The organism is Providencia sp. PROV272 (assembly GCF_049901975.1).
GTDB lineage: Bacteria > Pseudomonadota > Gammaproteobacteria > Enterobacterales > Enterobacteriaceae > Providencia > Providencia stuartii.
In genome coordinates this window covers 1,157,480-1,175,763 of record NZ_CP096291.1, presented here as the reverse complement: position 1 = coordinate 1,175,763, position 18,284 = coordinate 1,157,480, and the positions used below count along the sequence as shown (strand labels likewise).

Genomic DNA, 18,284 nt, shown 5'->3' with positions numbered 1-18,284 from the left:
CCCTACCGTTCTTTTAGTGCGATATATCAGCACCCTTGGGCATTTTTATCCGCAGTGGCTTGGTTAATAATTGCTTTTGCCATCCACTGTGCGATTTCAATGACCTCAGCATCATCTTGTTTCCAAATATCTTTGAGTACTAAAAAGATTTCAGAACCATAAATGACTGAAAATGCTTTGATCACCTTATCAATAATTTCTTGAGGGTACTCATCTTTCATGGGAGCGGTCACCATCGTTAAAATGTCTTTACGGTTCCCCCTTTCAAGACGCTTTTCTTTAGGGTCTTGCGCCAGTGATCGCCCCTGTGCCCATTGTTGCAATGAAACTTGCAATGCCGCCCTCAATGCGCCTTCATGCTCAAACATCCGAGGTAAGGCAAATGATAATAACTCATCAATACGCTCTTCAGTTTTTTGGCTACGTGGTTGCCATGTTAAAATTGGCCCCAAGCTCGCATTAACGGTGGCAGCGATCAGATCACTTTGCGTCGGAAAGTAGCGATACGCGGTAGCCCTTGACACTCCCGCTTCAGCGGCAAGCTCAGAGACTGACGGCATACTCCCTTTTTCAAAAAGCGCTAATGCTGTATTAACGAGTAAAATGTAAGTCCGTTTTCTTGTGCCTTTATATTCATGATTAGAATGTGTTAATGACATCGTCTCCCTCCCCTTAAAAACATTTCGCTACGATAAAATAGTGAATGGTTACTCATCATGACACTTTGCCATAATGACAGCTACCGATTCTTAAAGCACCTTGTATTTTTATCGTTCGCTTTAAAAAAAATTAAAACACAAAAAATTCAAATATGCCTTATTTATCAAGCCATAAAAGAAACCAATATCTAAAAATTATTGAACAACCTCAAAATGAGACTACAATCTCATTTTACATTCAACCAAAATGATACTATAGTCTCATTCAGATGAGAAATTAAACATCTTCCTAACCTGTAAGGATTTTCCTATGAAACAACATCAGGGATACATCTACATAGCAACAACATTAGATACTAAAAGCGATGAATTGTTCTATGTCTGCGATTTGATCAAAGAGACGGGTTTATCTGTACGCACTGTAGATTTGACTACGCAACCAACACAATTAAAAAGAGATGCAGATGTTAGTGCACAGACGGTTGCCAGTTTCCACCCAGCAGGTGTTGAAGCCGTTTTTTGTGGTGACAGAGGAAGAGCGATTGAGGCAATGTCATTGGCTTTTAGCCTTTACCTCAATGCACAAACCGATGTAGCGGCTATTTTAGGCTTAGGTGGCTCCGGCGGTACCGCGTTAATTACCCCCGCGATGCAGGCACTTCCCGTTGGTATTCCAAAGCTCATGGTTTCCACCATGGCATCAGGAGATACTTCTGGATATGTCGGTGCAAGTGATATTTCGATGATGTACTCCGTCACCGATGTCTCGGGCCTAAATGTGATTTCTCGTAAAGTGCTAAAAAATGCCGCTAACCAAATTGCTGGTTCAATCTATTTTAACCGTGAAGATAAAGTAGACGATGTATCAAAACCAGCCATTGCATTAACGATGTTTGGGGTAACCACCCCCTGTGTTCAACAGCTCACTGAGCAACTTGAATCACAGTATGACTGCTTGGTTTTTCACGCAACAGGCAGTGGCGGTAAAGCGATGGAAAAATTAATCGATAGCCATTTACTGCACTCTGTATTGGATATCACCACCACAGAAGTGTGTGACCACCTCTTTGGCGGCGTCTTAGCTTGTGACGACGATCGATTTGGTGCGATAGCACGAACACAGACCCCTTGTGTTCTGTCTTGTGGGGCATTGGATATGGTTAATTTTGGACGCCCATCAACGGTGCCCGACCATTATCGCCATCGATTATTTTACAACCATAACGCGCAAGTAACATTGATGCGCACAACGAAAGAAGAAAACCAGCAGATGGGCCGCTGGATAGCTAACAAACTGAACCGCTGCGAAGGTGAAGTGCGTTTTATTATCCCAACGGCAGGCTTCTCAGCATTGGATATTGAAGGCGCTCAATTTTGGGATCCAGAAGCCGATCAAGCCTTCATTGATGCATTAACTGAAAATCTTATAACAACAGAAAAACGCAAACTTATTTTGAGTCCATATCACATCAACTCACTGGAGTTTTGTGAACAAGTGATTCAATTACACCAGGACATTTTGAACAACAAATAGAGGTTCATCAATGAAACATAATCGCGAAAGCTTGCTGAAAAAATTCAAAGAGATGATCGCGCGAGGCGAGCCAATTATTGGCGGTGGTGCCGGTACAGGCCTTTCTGCGAAATGTGAAGAAGCAGGCGGCATTGACTTAATTGTCATTTATAACTCTGGCCGCTACCGGATGGCGGGTCGTGGTTCACTCGCGGGCCTACTTGCTTATGGTAATGCTAATGAAATCGTTATGGATATGGCTAAAGAGGTTTTACCAGTTGTAAAACATACGCCTGTACTTGCCGGTGTTAATGGCACAGATCCATTCTGCCAATTTGATCATTTTCTTGATGAAATAAAAGCCAAAGGTTTTGCGGGTGTGCAAAACTTCCCGACCGTAGGTTTAATCGATGGTAACTTCAGAGCTAACCTCGAAGAGACTGGGATGGGCTATGGTTTAGAAGTGGATATGATCCGCCTAGCCCATGAGAAAGGCTTATTAACTACCCCTTATGTTTTCAGCCGTGAAGATGCTATTGCAATGACCGAAGCGGGTGCAGATATTATCGTGCCTCATATGGGGTTAACCACGGGGGGCAATATTGGTGCAGAGACAGCATTAACACTTAAAGATTGTGTGCCATTAATCAATGACTGGGCTAAAGCCGCAAAATCAGTACGCGATGATGTTATCGTTCTGTGCCATGGTGGCCCAATTGCGACCCCAGAAGATGCGGAATATATTTTAGCGAACTGCCCAGACTGCCACGGTTTCTATGGTGCAAGCTCCATGGAGCGCCTACCAACGGAGGTCGCTCTCACTGCAACAACCGAAAAATTTAAATCAATTAAACGTTAGTACTTTAATACTCAATGAAAGTTGTCCATGGTAATCATAAACCGCTAATAATAATGCAACTTTAATATCACGAGTATCTATGGCTTTGCCAACACCAGGGCACCTACTTCACCGTAGGTGCTTTTCTTTTTACAGCCTGCCAGAATTGATTCTCTTAGCTATCCGTTTGTCTTTGTTGCGTTCAAGGAAAAACAAAGCGTTCGCTGCGCCATCATAAAAATAGCCCGATCACCTAAAATAAAACTCAGATTATCACTCTGCGCGACATGGCGATATTGCGGGGGAAATAAGCGGTAAACCAACGTTAATGGTTTATCTAAAAAGACTAAATAGGTCAAACGGAATTGGCATGAGTGTAGCAAAAACAATCATGCCATCCAGTGATTACACTAACTTAGCAATCAAGCTATCGAGATCACCTTGCAAGAAATGCACTGGTGGGATTTCAATCACGGTATATGCTCCGGCAGATTGTTTCATCGTCGCTCTTGCCGCAGAAACCATAAATTGCGATGTCAGTGCAGGGTTGTTAATTCGCATTGAGTACTCAAATAATTGATTATGCGTTGCTCCAGAAACCCCTTTATGCGTCATATGGACACCATGGCCAACATCTTTCAGCGCGTCCACACTATCAACTTGGCGAATATGGGTCTCATCGGATGAGAAATAGCTATCGGCTTTAATCGCGTTAGCAACGTCTGCAAAGTTTGCGCCCGCATCAAGCTCAATATAGACCATACGGCGGTGAACGCCAGTACCCAACGGAATCGTTACCGATAGTGCGTCTTTAACGCCATCAATAGCTTTCGCTGCAACACTGTGCCCCATACTCATTCCTGGGCCAAAGTTAGTGTAGGTGACCCCTTTTGGCGCCATTGCCAACATGAGTGTACGCATAATTGAATCAGAGCCCGGATCCCAACCCGCGGAAACAACGGCAACGCTTTTATGCTCTTTCGCAACGTTATCTAACCGTTTTTTTAGTGCCACAATATCGGAGTGCACATCGAAACTATCGACGGTATTGATCCCCTGACTTAAAACTTTCTCAGCTAAATCACCAATCGCCCGTGTGGGTGAGCATAAAAGCGCCACATCAACTTTGCCTAATTTTTCAATATCATCGACAACGGTGTACCCCGCTAATTCTGCTGGGATATTCTGTACATTACGGCGTACCACACCGACAAGTTCAAAATCATCCGCTGCCAATACCGCTTCGAGTGCATAACGGCCAATATTTCCGTATCCCACTATTGCGGCTTTAATTTTTGTCATTGTGACTCCTTTACTGTTCTGATGTTGTCTTTTTATATTGATATCATAACTATCAATCAGGAATAAATTAGCAGAATCATCATTATTAAACAAAAGATTAACTTTTCCTTAAATAAGCACCTATAGACTCTATTAACTCAACATAAATACGGGTAAAATCTGCCTGCTTTTCCTTTATCCATATGAATTTTATTTTAATTATTTTGAAGGTTCTCAATGCATCAATCCGATGTCACTGAGAGATCACTCTTTTCTCTCAGTTGGCCAATATTTATTGATATTTTTCTTCATTTGGCCACATTACTTATCAATACCTATATGGTGAGCCATGTTTCAACCGCCTACCTTGCGGCAATGGGCGTGGGGAATCAGGTATTTGATCTTTTTATTACCATATTTAACTTTATTAGTGTGGGATGTAGCGTTGTCATCGCCCAATATTTAGGGGCTGGACGCCGTGAAAAGGCCAGCCAAGCTATTCATATTTCTATCGCTTTTAACTTTCTACTCGGTTTTTCCAGTGCTCTTATCGCGCTGTTTTTTGGATATAAAATCCTTAGTATCATGAATACGCCATCCCATCTTATGGAAGATGGTTATGCTTACTTGCATATTCTTGGTATTTGTCTAATCCCCGAAGCCATCTCCATCATTCTTGCTGCTTGCTTGCGTGTGTACGGCAAAGCTCAGCCCGCTATGTGGGTAACGCTCATTGCTAACGTGATCACTGTTGTTGGTAATATGATTGTGCTATATGGCTTTTTTGGTCTGCCGCAATATGGCCTTGAAGGGGTAGCATGGTCGACGGTAGTGGGCCGTATTGTCGCCGTTATCTTGCTGTTCTGCCTGTTATTCTATGGATTAAGGATCAAGTTTACGCCACAGCTGCTGGTTCGCTGGTCACGTACAATGCTAGGTAAAATACTGCATATAGGCTTGCCATCTGCGGGTGAAAATTTAGTGTGGATCCTCCATTTTATGACCGCATCTGCGTTTATCGGTTTAATGGGAGAAACCTCTCTTGCCGCGCAAACACTCTATTTCCAACTCTCACTCTTTATCATGCTGTTTGGTATCTCTATCAGTATTGGTAATGAAATTATGGTGGGACACCTTGTTGGCGCTAAGCGTTTTGAAGAGGCTTACCGTCGTGGAATAAAAAGCTTAAAAATGGGCTTTTATGTCACGATTGGCGTGGTATTTTTCTTTTGGTTATTCCGTTCCCCTATCCTTAACAATTTAACGGATGACCAAAATATTATTCATGTGTTATTACCGCTGTTTCTGCTCTCTGTTTTTTTAGAGCCGGGGCGTACTATCAATATCGTCATGGTTAACGCTCTTAGGGCTTCAGGAGATGCTCGCTTCCCACTTTGCACCGCCATTATTTTTATGTGGGGAGTTGCCATTCCACTCGGTTATTTCTTAGGAATAAAAATGGAAATGGGCTTATTAGGCATTTGGATTGGCTTTTTTGCCGATGAATGGTTACGTGGTTTAACTAACGCATGGCGTTGGCGTTCTCGTCGATGGCAAAGTAAGAGACTTGATCTCGAAAGTGAGTCTTAAAACCAATACTATCCTGCCTATCGCTTAGGCAGGATTTTTTGTGATTAAGCTCAAACTTGAAATTTATTTTTTACTATTCGCATCTTTATAGAAAAAATTTCTCTCAAACAATTTTATCTTCTCTAACATAGTGAAAATTTTCTCCCAATAATTCTTTAAAATATCCTTATTAAACAGGTGTTCTTTAGGGGAATTCATTATGCAAGTTCAAGCTCAGCCACTTCTTTGGCAGTATTTTATCCATGCAGTAAAACAAGAAGTCAAACCTGCTTTAGGTTGTACTGAGCCAATCTCTTTAGCCTTAGCAGCAGCAAAAGCCGCTGCTTGCGTTGGTGGTACGGTCACTCGTGTCACCGCATTCGTTTCCCCTAACTTAATGAAAAATGGCATGGGAGTGACCGTACCGGGAACGGGCATGGTGGGTCTCCCAATTGCAGCGGCATTAGGTGCTGTTGGAGGGGATGCCGACGCTGGGCTAGAGGTATTAAAGTCAGCCTCAACGAGTGCCATTGAACGCAGTAAAAATATGTTGGCGCAGGGCCTTATTACTGTCGATATTAAGCATCCCTGTGATGATGTGATCTATTCAGAGGCAACGGTATTTACAGATAAAGGCTCAGCAACTGTCGTTATCGCGGGTACTCATACGCATGTCGTAAAAATGATCCATAACGATACTGTTATTTTTGATAGCACCCAACAAACGCAACAAAATGAATCCCCTGTGGATTGTGCTGCCGACGTGACACTTCCCCCTGTCACGGCCAAAGCTGTTTATCAATTTGCAACACAAGCGCCATTTGAAGATATCCGCTTTATTTTAGAAGCCGCACATTTAAATGATGCCCTGTCTCAGGAAGGGCTACGCCATGTTTATGGTCTGCATATTGGTAAAACGTTGCAATCTCAGCGAGATAGAGGCTTGCTGTCGAAAGATCTCATGTCAGAAATTATGATCAGAACATCGGCAGCTTCAGATGCACGTATGGGTGGAGCCGTATTACCCGCAATGAGTAATTCCGGCTCAGGTAACCAAGGTATAGCGGCGACAATGCCTGTTGTTGTCACTGCTGACTACTTACAATCAACAGAAGAGCAGTTAGCTCGCGCCTTAATGTTGTCACACTTAATGGCAATCTATATCCATAATCAACTGCCCGCCTTATCTGCGCTGTGTGCTGCAACAACAGCCGCAATGGGAGCTGCGGCGGGGATCGCTTGGTTGCTAGAATCACGTTATGAGGTTGTCGCAATGGCAATTAGCAGTATGATTGGCGATGTCAGTGGTATGATATGCGATGGTGCATCAAACAGTTGTGCGATGAAGGTTTCAACCAGCGCTAGCGCCGCCTATAAAGCCGTGTTAATGGCTCTCGACAACAGTTGTGTAAGAGGCTCTGATGGCATCGTGTCCGACGATGTAGACCAATCCATAGCTAACTTATGCGCTTTAGCTACCGGCTCTATGAGGCACACCGATGTTCAAATTATTGAAATAATGGCTGCAAAAGCGCGCTAACATAATCAAAATTCAAGAAAAACAGGCCACTAATTATTCGTGGCCTGTTTTTTTTTATGGCATCTAAAAATATTAAAAAAACAGATAAAAACAGTAGAAAATAACTAAGATAATTCTTACAATAATACTTAAATATGGGTTTGTAGATAATTTAGCTCAATAGAGGTCGAGCATAGTGCTGTTGCTCAATAAAATGTAGATGTTAACCAAATAATCGGTAATTTTTATTTAAACTTGGCATGTATGCAGTGGAGCGTTATTTAATATATTACAATCATTATTATTTCTTATTTATATGGCAAAAAACCAGAAACCTATAACTTATTGATAGTAATAATTTTTGATTTATTCATATTCATATTTTTTTATACTTTATTAATACTTTCTAACAATTCCCCGTTAAACATTTCTTTTTGTAACATGTTTATCTAACAACTATTAATTGTTAATAATCTTAGTTGGCGGATTCAAGTCCGAAGTGCAACGCTAAGCCGCCTTTCTTAGCTCCGCAAACACCACCGAAGGTTGTCTGAACCCCAGACACTTGCGTGGCCTGCTGTTCAACGCTCCCTGATAGCGTTGTAAGTCTTCTTCTGTCACTGTCCGCAGGTCTGTTCCTTTCGGGATAAACTGTCTTAACAACCCATTCGTATTCTCGTTCAGCCCACGCTCATGCGAGGCATACGGATGGGCAAAGTACGTATCTGCGTTCAGTGCTTCTGCTATCGCCTTGTGCTCACTAAACTCTAGACCGTTATCGAACGTTATTGTGTGACATACATCCTGATACTCACTCAGCAGTGAGATAATGGCCTTACTGACTTCCACCGCATCCTTTGAAAACACCTTTTTTGTCAGGTAAATACGGCTTTTGCGTTCTGCCAGTGTCACGATAGCACCAGTGCCCTGTTTACCCTGCACCAAATCGGCCTCCCAGTCCCCCAGACGGCTACGGTCATCGACGACTGACGGCCGTAGCTCAATGGATACCGCATCAGGGATGCGCCCTCGTTTCTGCCCGTAGCCCTTACGATATCGCCGTTTGCCCTGCCTAAGATGCCTGTACAACTCGCCACCGCTACGCTTATCCGCATAGATATACTGGTAAATCCATTCATGGCTGACGCTAAGACCAATAATGCTGCCAATTGCACTTATTTGCTCAGGACTCCACTTCCACTCCAGAGCAAATATCACGAAATCTATGGTCTGCTGAGGAATTGTCCTTTTGGCAGATGACAGCCGCCTATCACAGCACTTCTGGTGTGCCTGTTGTGGGTTATAACCAGTATCTGAAGTGTTACGCCTCAGTTCACGGGAGACCGTGGACTTGCTTACACCGATACGGATACCTATCTCATGGCAGGATAAATTATCCTCACGCAGTATCGATATCTGGTATCGTTGTCCTTCGGTTAGTTGCTGATACTTCATACTTACTCGCTCATCTTTGGTCGGAAGAGCAGGATAGCTTATCAGTAGCTAACCGTCCTTCCATCTAACATGACCGAGCGTTGCACTTATTATCTGAATTCGCGATTTGGCTAAATCGCATTTAATAAACTTTCAATCTCCTTTTTTCTCAGTCCCTTGCAGTCAAGGTGCCGCTGTTAGGATAGACACGTAAGTTAGCCCTGTTTGGCACCCTAGTGTATTTGCTAGTAAAAGTGGGTTAAAAAATCTTGTTATTATTGGTTATATCAGTGGAGTAAGTCGTGTTTATTTCAACAGAACCAAGGCCGAACTAATAAAATGGCCAATAAAAACAACGATACTAAATTTAGTATCATTGATGGTGAACGTTATATCGCGATAGCATCACTAAAAGTATAATAGCAAATTAACTTATCACGCTGGTTTTTCGTTTTTCTATCAACATAAGCCAATGGATCATTTAATTACTGATTCTTTATACTAATTCATAATAGAATAAAAATGAGTAAGGTCGATAATCTATAACCATTATTTTCGATTAGAGCACACTTTTACCCTTCCAAACCTAAAATTCCCCTTAAAATAAAGAATAAGTTTCCTTTTGAAATTATTAAAATTTAGTTTTGATATTTTTGTACCGTTCCTATGAGACAAGAAATTTAACCCATTTAATTTTGGTTAAGTTAATATTGGAACCAATGAAAAGCTATGATGTTAAGTTAAGATTCGTATGTTTATTATCGCCCCTTCCCTTAGCAGTCAGGAAAGGGGTTATCGATATGTTTATAGCTCTTCATTATTCGTCTGGAGTTGTGCGAATTTTTGGCGTATTTCATTTTCTGGTAAATTAATCCCAATAAACACCAAAACACTGTGACGCGGCTCATTCTCTGCCCAATCGCTATCCCAATCAGCACTATATAAGCGTTGAACCCCTTGGAATAGTAGCCTTTTCGGCTCGTTTTTGATTGATAAAATCCCTTTATAACGCAATAAATTATCCGCAAATCCTAGCAGTAGAGACTCCATAACATCAGAGACCGCCATTAACTCAACAGGGTAATCAAATTCAACAACGATAGAATTCACTTCATTGTGCTGTTTAGGGGTAAAGCGGAAAGTGGGTTGATTCACTTTCAGTTGTGAATCGAGTAAAAAACCTTGAATATTAAACAGTAAATCGAGGTCAATCTCACCATGGGTCACGGGATAGATGGGTGCCCGTGCATTGATGCGCTGTAAGCGTTCAATTAAGCTTTCATGCTCAGGCTGAACATCCGTTTTCGTTAATAAGATCCGATCAGCATAGCCAATTTGTGCCTGCGCTATCGCAAAATCATCAAGTTGCTTATTTGCATGAACCGCATCCACCAATGTAATAATGCCATCCAATAAATAACGTTCACAAAGCACTTCATGAGAAAAAAAAGTTTGAGTGATAGGACCGGGATCTGCCATTCCTGTGCACTCAATCACTAAGCGATCAAAGTCGAGTTTCCCACTATCTAACCCATCAAGTAAATCGAGCAAAGCATTTTCCAACTCATTAGAGCGGCTACAACAAATACAACCATTACTCAATGTCGTTATTTGTGTCGCACGATCACCAATTAAGGCATTATCAATTGGCACTTCACCAAATTCATTTTCGATGACTGCGATTTTATGCCCATGATCTGCTTGAAGAATATGGCGTAGTAAGGTGGTTTTGCCCGCACCGAGAAAACCGGTCAAAATCGTGACAGAGATTGGTTTCATTGTATTCCTCATGACGTCATTAATTAACAGCAGCGAAATCCACCTTTACCGCTTCCACCATAGCGCGCATCTTGGCGCTCACGAAAAAACTCTTTATAAGTCATAATCGGTTTGTCTGGATGATTATCTTTCATGTGCTGTACATAGGTATCATAGTCAGGAATGCCTATCAACATACGTGCAGCCTGCCCTAAGTACTTACCTGTTTTGCCTAAATTTCCAAACATATGCTCTCCAATACAGATGCCCTACATCATGTTTACTCACAATGCAGGGCACCATTTTATACACTAAAGATTAGTGTGAAGATGAGGTTTTCACGCCCTCTTTAGGCACCGGTACATAAGGTGTTTCAGCATCGGTACGCTCTGGGTTTTTATACGCCTTCATCGCTGTTCTGATACCATAGAAAATAATACCGTAGACAACAACTAGGAATAGGATACTTAACCCTGCGTTTGTGTAGTTATTGATAATAATGTGATTCATGTCAGTGATTTGCTGAGCCGTTAAGTCAGCACCACCCGCCGCAATTTTCTCTTTATAAGACTTAGCTAAATAGAGGAAACCTTCGAGTTGAGGGTTATCACTAAACAGTTTCAAACCTAATGCCCAAGTTGTACAAATCAATAACCAAACCGCTGGTAACACAGTGACATAGATATATTTACTGCGTTTCATCTTAATTAAGACTACGGTGCTGAGCACCAAGGCAACTGCCGCCAGCATCTGGTTCGAAATACCAAACAGAGGCCATAGGCTCTTCACGCCGCCCAGTGGGTCAACCACGCCTTGGTACAATAAATATCCCCATAAACCAACGCATCCGGCTGTACCAATAATCCCAGCCAACAGTGAATCGGTTTTTTTCAGCACAGGTACAAAGTTACCCAATAAGTCTTGTAACATAAAACGACCTGAGCGCGTTCCTGCATCCAATGCAGTTAAGATAAACAGTGCTTCGAATAGGATACCAAAGTGATACCAGAAACCCATATCAGCAGCAGGTATGATTTCATGGAATACATACGCGATGCCTACCGCTAACGTCGGTGCCCCCCCTGCACGGTTCAATACGGAAGGCTCTCCGATATCTTTTGCCGTTTGCATAATTTGCTCAGGTGAAATCACAAAGCCCCATGAACTGACGGTTGCCGCAGCATGTGCCGTGACATCTTTCAGTTGTGCTAGGATTGCCGTACCGTCAGCACCACCAAGCTCATGCAGATTCGGCATAGTGATACCTAAAGCGGCTGGTGGAGTATTCATCGCAAAATAGAGGCCAGGTTCAATAATTGAAGCTGCAACTAGCGCCATGATCGCGACAAACGACTCCATTAACATCGCACCATAGCCGATATAGCGAGCATCTTTTTCGTTAGCCAACAACTTAGGCGTTGTCCCTGACGAAATTAAGGCATGGAAACCCGATACGGCACCACAAGCAATCGTAATAAATAAGAATGGGAACAGCGTGCCTTTCCAAACTGGGCCACTGCCATCAACGAACTGAGTGACCGCTGGCATTTTTAGCTCAGGATTTAAAATCACAATCCCAATCGCTAAACCGACAATCACACCGATTTTTAAGAAGGTAGCGAGATAGTCGCGAGGCGCCAGAATCAGCCAAACAGGTAATAATGCAGAGATAAACGCATAACCAACTAAAACATAAGTAATTGTAGTGTCTTTAAAGGTCAGTGCAGGACCCCAATATGGGTCATGAGCGATAACACCACCGAACCAAATCGACAAGATCAGTAACACAATACCAATGACCGAAACTTCCCCCACTCGTCCGGGTCGGATATAGCGCATATAGATTCCCATAAACAGCGCAATCGGTACTGTTGAACATACCGTAAACACGCCCCATGGACTTTCTGCTAGTGCCTTAACCACGATCAACGCTAATACTGCAAGGATAATGATCATGATGAGGAAACAGCCGAAAAGCGCAATGGTTCCCGGAATAGGGCCAAGCTCTTCTTTAACGATTTCCCCTAATGATGCACCATTACGGCGAGAAGAGATAAATAGCACCATAAAGTCCTGTACTGCACCAGCCAGTACCACCCCAGCCAATAACCATAAGGTGCCTGGTAAGTAACCGACTTGTGCTGCTAAGACTGGCCCTACAAGTGGCCCTGCACCTGCGATTGCAGCAAAGTGGTGACCGAATAGAACGTTTCTATTTGTAGGAACATAGTTCAAGCCATCATTATTAATGACCGCGGGTGTCGCTCGCGTTTCATCGAGCTTCATCACTTTTTTCGCGATATACAAACTGTAATAACGATAAGCAATGAGATAAACCGCCACAGAAGCCACAACAATCCACAGCGCACTGATGTGTTCTCCGCGTCTAAGTGCAACCACACCTAGACAAATCGCACCGATAATCCCAAGGATCATCCAAGGAATGTGCTTTAAAATACCATTTTTGTTCATAAAACACCCTTCTGAGGTAAAACGAACTTCTCTTATGTTTTATTGACTTATCAATAACAAATCGATTCAAAGAACCGTTCTTTATCATTACTAAGTCTCTTTTTGGCAGTCGTTATCACCGTGCAATAAGAAAAAATTTGAGCTCTGCCATGGTCTCTATGGTAGAAAATATCTATTGGCGAATGTCTAAAGTCAGTGCGAGCGGTTGCATACAAAATTAAGCGGTCAGTTTTTCACTGCGAATGGTTTTATCGAAATGGCAAAGACGAAAAAAGTGTGATTAACTTAACAATAACAGTTGATTATCAATAAGTTAATCATATTAATGGAAATGGTATAAATGAAATGGTTTGTTAAATAAAACTCGAATAGTCGTAAAATCTCACGATGCAGGATGAGCGGTTATCCTATTTCCTTGCAGATCAATCCATACCCAATGGCCACCAACCCACCAGCTATGCTCACCATCCGTTTCCCGTTGGCAACCTATTCCTACATGGGCTTTCCCATTCTCAAAAGGGTAGGCGCAATCATAGTTTGCTTCAATCACGACCTTGCCTGTTTTTGCCTCAGCAAAACCAATTTTGTCACCTTGGCGGATACGATAAAGCCCATTTTTAGGCTCATCAGGCCAATTATCAAAATAATAAGGTCGATAGGCTTCATTGCCCTGTTGGTCGACCACAACTATTCCTTGATTAGGGAGATTTTTTAAACAAAAGCGATATGCAGAGTCGGCTTCAAAGCAATTTAATGTTTTTTCTGGTGCTTCTATCAATTGTGCAAATTGCTCATGTAGTGAATCAGCAAATAACATGCTCGGTAATACGCATAACAGCCCAATCAAACCTTGCTTCATCTTCGACTTCCTCACCCCAATCAGTTGTATTAATGCAATATAGCGGATGCCACTAATATTCAAACTAAGAATACAGCGAAAATCAGCAAATACTCTAATAAAAAACAATCGGCGGATTCAAGTCCGAAGTGCAACGCTAAGCCGCCTTTCTTAGCTCCGCAAACACCACCGAAGGTTGTCTGAACCCCAGACACTTGCGTGGCCTGCTGTTCAACGCTCCCTGATAGCGTTGTAAGTCTTCTTCTGTCACTGTCCGCAGGTCTGTTCCTTTCGGGATAAACTGTCTTAACAACCCATTCGTATTCTCGTTCAGCCCACGCTCATGCGAGGCATACGGATGGGCAAAGTACGTATCTGCGTTCAGTGCTTCTGCTATCGCCTTGTGCTCACTAAACTCTAGACCGTTATCGAACGTTATTGTGTGACATACATCCTGATACTCACTCAGCAGTGAGATAATGGCCTTACTGACTTCCACCGCATCCTTTGAAAACACCTTTTTTGTCAGGTAAATACGGCTTTTGCGTTCTGCCAGTGTCACGATAGCACCAGTGCCCTGTTTACCCTGCACCAAATCGGCCTCCCAGTCCCCCAGACGGCTACGGTCATCGACGACTGACGGCCGTAGCTCAATGGATACCGCATCAGGGATGCGCCCTCGTTTCTGCCCGTAGCCCTTACGATATCGCCGTTTGCCCTGCCTAAGATGCCTGTACAACTCGCCACCGCTACGCTTATCCGCATAGATATACTGGTAAATCCATTCATGGCTGACGCTAAGACCAATAATGCTGCCAATTGCACTTATTTGCTCAGGACTCCACTTCCACTCCAGAGCAAATATCACGAAATCTATGGTCTGCTGAGGAATTGTCCTTTTGGCAGATGACAGCCGCCTATCACAGCACTTCTGGTGTGCCTGTTGTGGGTTATAACCAGTATCTGAAGTGTTACGCCTCAGTTCACGGGAGACCGTGGACTTGCTTACACCGATACGGATACCTATCTCATGGCAGGATAAATTATCCTCACGCAGTATCGATATCTGGTATCGTTGTCCTTCGGTTAGTTGCTGATACTTCATACTTACTCGCTCATCTTTGGTCGGAAGAGCAGGATAGCTTATCAGTAGCTAACCGTCCTTCCATCTAACATGACCGAGCGTTGCACTTATTATCTGAATTCGCGCTCAGTTAATTAGCTCATTTACTTATTAATAATAAGAAAACCCCAAAAAACCTTAATAAATTAGATTTTTTTATCCTTTAAAAACAACAAAATACTAAAACACCGAGAAAAAAACACACAACTTTCATTTTGATACTCTTCACATAAACAACACATTATTCACACCTTAATAAGATAAAGAGTTATTGTTAATAACATGAAAATAAATTGTTATAGCAACGCTACTTTGATCAGGGGAATAACTGTATGAATAATGAAAACTATGATTACATCATTGTAGGAGCAGGTTCGGCTGGCTGCGTGCTTGCCGCACGGCTTATTAAAGAAACCCAGTCACGCGTTCTTTTGATTGAAGCCGGAGGAAGTGATAATCATCTGTATATTCGTATGCCAGCTGGGGTAGCTAAAATTATTGCCCAAAAAAGCTGGCCCTACGAAACGGAACCTGAACCACATGCAAATAATCGCAAGATGCAGATAGCACAAGGTAAAGTTCTCGGAGGCAGCAGTTCTGTGAATGGCATGATTTATATTCGAGGCCAAAAACAGGATTACGATAATTGGGCGCAAATCTATGGCTGTGATGGCTGGAGCTACCAAGATGTCCTACCTTGGTTTAAGAAAGCCGAACAAAATGAAAGTTTATCTGATAGCTATCATGGTACCGCAGGGCTGCTTCCTGTCAGTGAAAACCGTTATCGGCACCCTCTTTCTATGGCTTTTATCCGAGCCGCACAAGAGCAAGGGCTTCCTTATGTTAATGACCTTAATGGTGAAAGCCAACAAGGAGTCAGTTTTTATCAAACAACAACGAAAAATGGCGAAAGAGCAAGCACTTCAAAAACTTATCTTAAGAGTGTCGCACAAAGCGATAAACTTACAGTAAAGCTTAATAAACAAGTTAACCGTATTATTATCCGTGATGGTGTCGCTGTTGGGGTAAGCTATCAGGATAAAAATGGTGGTGAAGTCGATGTTTTCGCCCAAAAAGAGGTGATCATTTGTGCCGGCGCGATGGGCTCCGCGAAATTACTCATGCTTTCAGGTATCGGTCCTAAAGATCACCTCTCATCATTAGGGATTGAAACGGTCGCTGACCTTCCTGTCGGTAAAAACTTCCATGATCATCTTCATATGTCCATTAATGTCACAACCAAAGATCCTATTAGTCTTTTTGGCGCTGACAAAGGTATCCATGCTATAAAACATGGCTTTCAGTGGTTAGCTTTTCGTAGTGGATTATTAGCATCAAACGTACTTGAAGGTGCTGCATTTATTGATAGCTGTGGTCAAGGTCGCCCCGACGTACAAATTCACTTTTTACCCATACTTGATAGCTGGGATGATGTTCCCGGCGAGCCACTGCCCGCGACACATGGTTTCACATTAAAAGTGGGCTATTTACAACCTAAGTCGCGCGGTGAATTACTCTTGCGTAGCAAAGATCCACAAGCGCCACTAAAAATTCATGCCAACTATTTAGCCGCACCGGAAGATATGGAAGGCTGCAAACGTGCTGTCAAATTTGGGTTAAAAGTACTTGGGTCGGAGGCACTACAAGCGGTTAGTAAAGAGACATTAATGCCGCCAGCACAGGTTCAACATGATGAGGCAGCATTAGAGGAGTTTGTACGTAACTTTTGTAAAACCGTCTACCACCCTGTCGGCAGTTGTCGTATGGGAAAAGACACAGCAACTTCCGTGACCGATTTACGCTTACGTGTGCATGGCATTAAGCAACTTCGTGTCATTGATTGCTCTGTGATGCCAGAAATCCCAAGTGGTAACACCAACGCTCCAACAATCATGATTGCCGAGCGTGGCGCGGCAATGGTGATACAGGATAACCATTAACGCCAATGATCGCCCACTCACCCTAAGTGGGCGATAATAATGCCATTACCCATTCACGGTTATGGTTGCCGCTGCCTTCTTCGCCTTATTTAACGCATGATCGATAGAATCCGCAATCGCCAAGGCAACACCTAAGCGGCGAGTTCCGGCAATTTCAGGTTTACCAAATAAGCGTAATTGAATATCCGAATCTAACGCTTGCCCTAACCCCGAAAAAACAACATCACGACTAGACAATTCAGGAAGGATCACCGCCGATGCACTTGGCCCATATTGACGGATTGCCCCGATAGGTAGCCCCAAGAAAGCACGCACATGAAGGGCAAATTCAGATAAGTTTTGTGAAATTAAGGTCACCATACCTGTATCATGAGGCCGAGGCGAAACTTCATTAAAAATGATCTCATCACCACATACAAATAGTTCCACACCAAATAAGCCATACCCACCTAATGCAGTCACAATTTTGGCAGCGGCCGCTTGTGCATTTTCCAATGCCTTTTCACTCATTTGTTGTGGTTGCCATGATTCTCGATAATCCCCTTTTTCTTGGCGATGCCCAATAGGCGCACAAAAATGAATACCATCAACGGCATTAATGGTGAGCATCGTGATTTCAAAATCAAAATGGATCATTTTTTCAACGATCACACGCCCCTGACCAGTACGTCCACCTTCTTGCGAATAGTGCCATGCTGCTTTGAGATCCTGTTCGCCGCGCATAACACTTTGGCCTTTACCCGAAGAGCTCATTACTGGTTTGACTATACAAGGGAAGCCAATCTCTTTAGCTGCGGTCACAAAATCCGCTTCAGTCTCAACAAAACGATAATCTGAGGTCGGTAAGCCTAATTCTTCTGCCGCAAGCCGGCGGATCCCTTCACGATTCATGGTTAAATAAACTGCATTAGCAGAAGGCACCACTTTTTGCCCTTGTTGCTCCAATTCCACTAAGGTCTTGGTCGCAATCGCTTCAATTTCCGGCACGATAAAATCAGGTTTTTCTTTCTCAACAAGTTGGCGAATTGCCTCTCCATCTAGCATGTTAACGGTATAACTACGGTGAGCAACATGCATGGCGGGCGCATGGTCATAACGATCAACCGCAATAACTTCAATGCCCAAACGCTGGCACTCAATCGCCACTTCTTTCCCGAGCTCTCCTGAACCGAGCAGCATCACTTTTGTTGCAGAAGGACAAAGCGCTGTACCTAATTTATTCATGATGGATAACCTTGTATAAAAAAGCTGATTTCATGGACAAGATTATATACGCAATCGTTTGCTTAAACCATAAGAGATCGTATTTCACTTCATTTATCGCAATATTCGCTTAGCAT

At 42.9% G+C, this 18,284-nt stretch carries 14 protein-coding genes; 5 read left to right on the top strand and 9 right to left on the bottom strand.

Annotated elements, in window-relative coordinates; all coding sequences use genetic code 11:
• Positions 1 to 26: 26 nt before the first annotated feature.
• Positions 27 to 659, bottom strand: a complete 633-nt coding sequence (locus tag M1E93_RS05280) for a TetR/AcrR family transcriptional regulator (protein ID WP_014656587.1) — start codon at positions 657 to 659, stop codon at positions 27 to 29.
• Between the two features lie 310 nt (positions 660 to 969).
• On the opposite strand from M1E93_RS05280, the gene M1E93_RS05275 reads away from it, so the two are divergent.
• Both M1E93_RS05275 and M1E93_RS05270 read left to right on the top strand, forming a co-directional pair.
• On the top strand, positions 970 to 2,193 hold the full coding sequence (locus tag M1E93_RS05275; protein ID WP_014656588.1) for a Tm-1-like ATP-binding domain-containing protein: 1,224 nt from the start codon (positions 970 to 972) through the stop codon (positions 2,191 to 2,193).
• A gap of 10 nt (positions 2,194 to 2,203) precedes the next feature.
• The gene (locus M1E93_RS05270) at positions 2,204 to 3,031 is read left to right on the top strand and encodes a phosphoenolpyruvate hydrolase family protein (RefSeq protein WP_004922623.1); all 828 of its coding nucleotides are present in this window, start codon (positions 2,204 to 2,206) and stop codon (positions 3,029 to 3,031) included.
• Positions 3,032 to 3,415: 384 nt separating this feature from the next.
• On the opposite strand, the gene M1E93_RS05265 is transcribed toward M1E93_RS05270, so the two are convergent.
• A complete protein-coding gene (locus M1E93_RS05265) occupies positions 3,416 to 4,312 on the bottom strand; it encodes a diaminopimelate dehydrogenase (RefSeq protein ID WP_014656589.1) in 897 nt (298 codons plus the stop codon).
• A 216-nt stretch (positions 4,313 to 4,528) separates the two neighbouring features.
• Between M1E93_RS05265 and M1E93_RS05260 the strand changes: the two genes are divergently transcribed.
• Both M1E93_RS05260 and M1E93_RS05255 read left to right on the top strand, forming a co-directional pair.
• A complete protein-coding gene (locus tag M1E93_RS05260) occupies positions 4,529 to 5,881 on the top strand; it encodes an MATE family efflux transporter (RefSeq protein WP_004922637.1) in 1,353 nt (450 codons plus the stop codon).
• Positions 5,882 to 6,080: 199 nt separating this feature from the next.
• Positions 6,081 to 7,400, top strand: a complete 1,320-nt coding sequence (locus M1E93_RS05255) for a serine dehydratase subunit alpha family protein (RefSeq protein WP_004922642.1) — start codon at positions 6,081 to 6,083, stop codon at positions 7,398 to 7,400.
• A gap of 486 nt (positions 7,401 to 7,886) precedes the next feature.
• On the opposite strand, the gene M1E93_RS05250 is transcribed toward M1E93_RS05255, so the two are convergent.
• The 6 genes from M1E93_RS05250 to M1E93_RS05225 all read right to left on the bottom strand — a co-directional run bounded on the left by M1E93_RS05250 (position 7,887) and on the right by M1E93_RS05225 (position 14,986).
• On the bottom strand, positions 7,887 to 8,834 hold the full coding sequence (locus M1E93_RS05250) for an IS30 family transposase (RefSeq protein ID WP_140035165.1): 948 nt from the start codon (positions 8,832 to 8,834) through the stop codon (positions 7,887 to 7,889).
• A 783-nt stretch (positions 8,835 to 9,617) separates the two neighbouring features.
• The gene (gene yjiA / locus M1E93_RS05245; RefSeq protein ID WP_014656591.1) at positions 9,618 to 10,592 is read right to left on the bottom strand and encodes a GTPase; all 975 of its coding nucleotides are present in this window, start codon (positions 10,590 to 10,592) and stop codon (positions 9,618 to 9,620) included.
• A gap of 23 nt (positions 10,593 to 10,615) precedes the next feature.
• A complete protein-coding gene (locus tag M1E93_RS05240; protein ID WP_004922653.1) occupies positions 10,616 to 10,819 on the bottom strand; it encodes a YbdD/YjiX family protein in 204 nt (67 codons plus the stop codon).
• A gap of 70 nt (positions 10,820 to 10,889) precedes the next feature.
• Positions 10,890 to 13,043 carry a carbon starvation CstA family protein gene (locus M1E93_RS05235; RefSeq protein WP_340607258.1) on the bottom strand — a complete coding sequence of 718 codons (2,154 nt, stop codon included), beginning with the start codon at positions 13,041 to 13,043 and terminating at the stop codon, positions 10,890 to 10,892.
• A gap of 382 nt (positions 13,044 to 13,425) precedes the next feature.
• The gene (locus M1E93_RS05230) at positions 13,426 to 13,902 is read right to left on the bottom strand and encodes a WG repeat-containing protein (RefSeq protein ID WP_014656592.1); all 477 of its coding nucleotides are present in this window, start codon (positions 13,900 to 13,902) and stop codon (positions 13,426 to 13,428) included.
• Between the two features lie 136 nt (positions 13,903 to 14,038).
• The gene (locus tag M1E93_RS05225) at positions 14,039 to 14,986 is read right to left on the bottom strand and encodes an IS30 family transposase (RefSeq protein WP_140035165.1); all 948 of its coding nucleotides are present in this window, start codon (positions 14,984 to 14,986) and stop codon (positions 14,039 to 14,041) included.
• A gap of 350 nt (positions 14,987 to 15,336) precedes the next feature.
• On the opposite strand from M1E93_RS05225, the gene M1E93_RS05220 reads away from it, so the two are divergent.
• On the top strand, positions 15,337 to 16,944 hold the full coding sequence (locus M1E93_RS05220; protein WP_004922664.1) for a GMC family oxidoreductase: 1,608 nt from the start codon (positions 15,337 to 15,339) through the stop codon (positions 16,942 to 16,944).
• 45 nt (positions 16,945 to 16,989) lie between these two features.
• Here M1E93_RS05220 and purT read toward each other — a convergent pair whose 3' ends face one another.
• The gene (gene purT, locus M1E93_RS05215; protein ID WP_004922667.1) at positions 16,990 to 18,168 is read right to left on the bottom strand and encodes a formate-dependent phosphoribosylglycinamide formyltransferase; all 1,179 of its coding nucleotides are present in this window, start codon (positions 18,166 to 18,168) and stop codon (positions 16,990 to 16,992) included.
• Positions 18,169 to 18,284 lie beyond the last annotated feature (116 nt).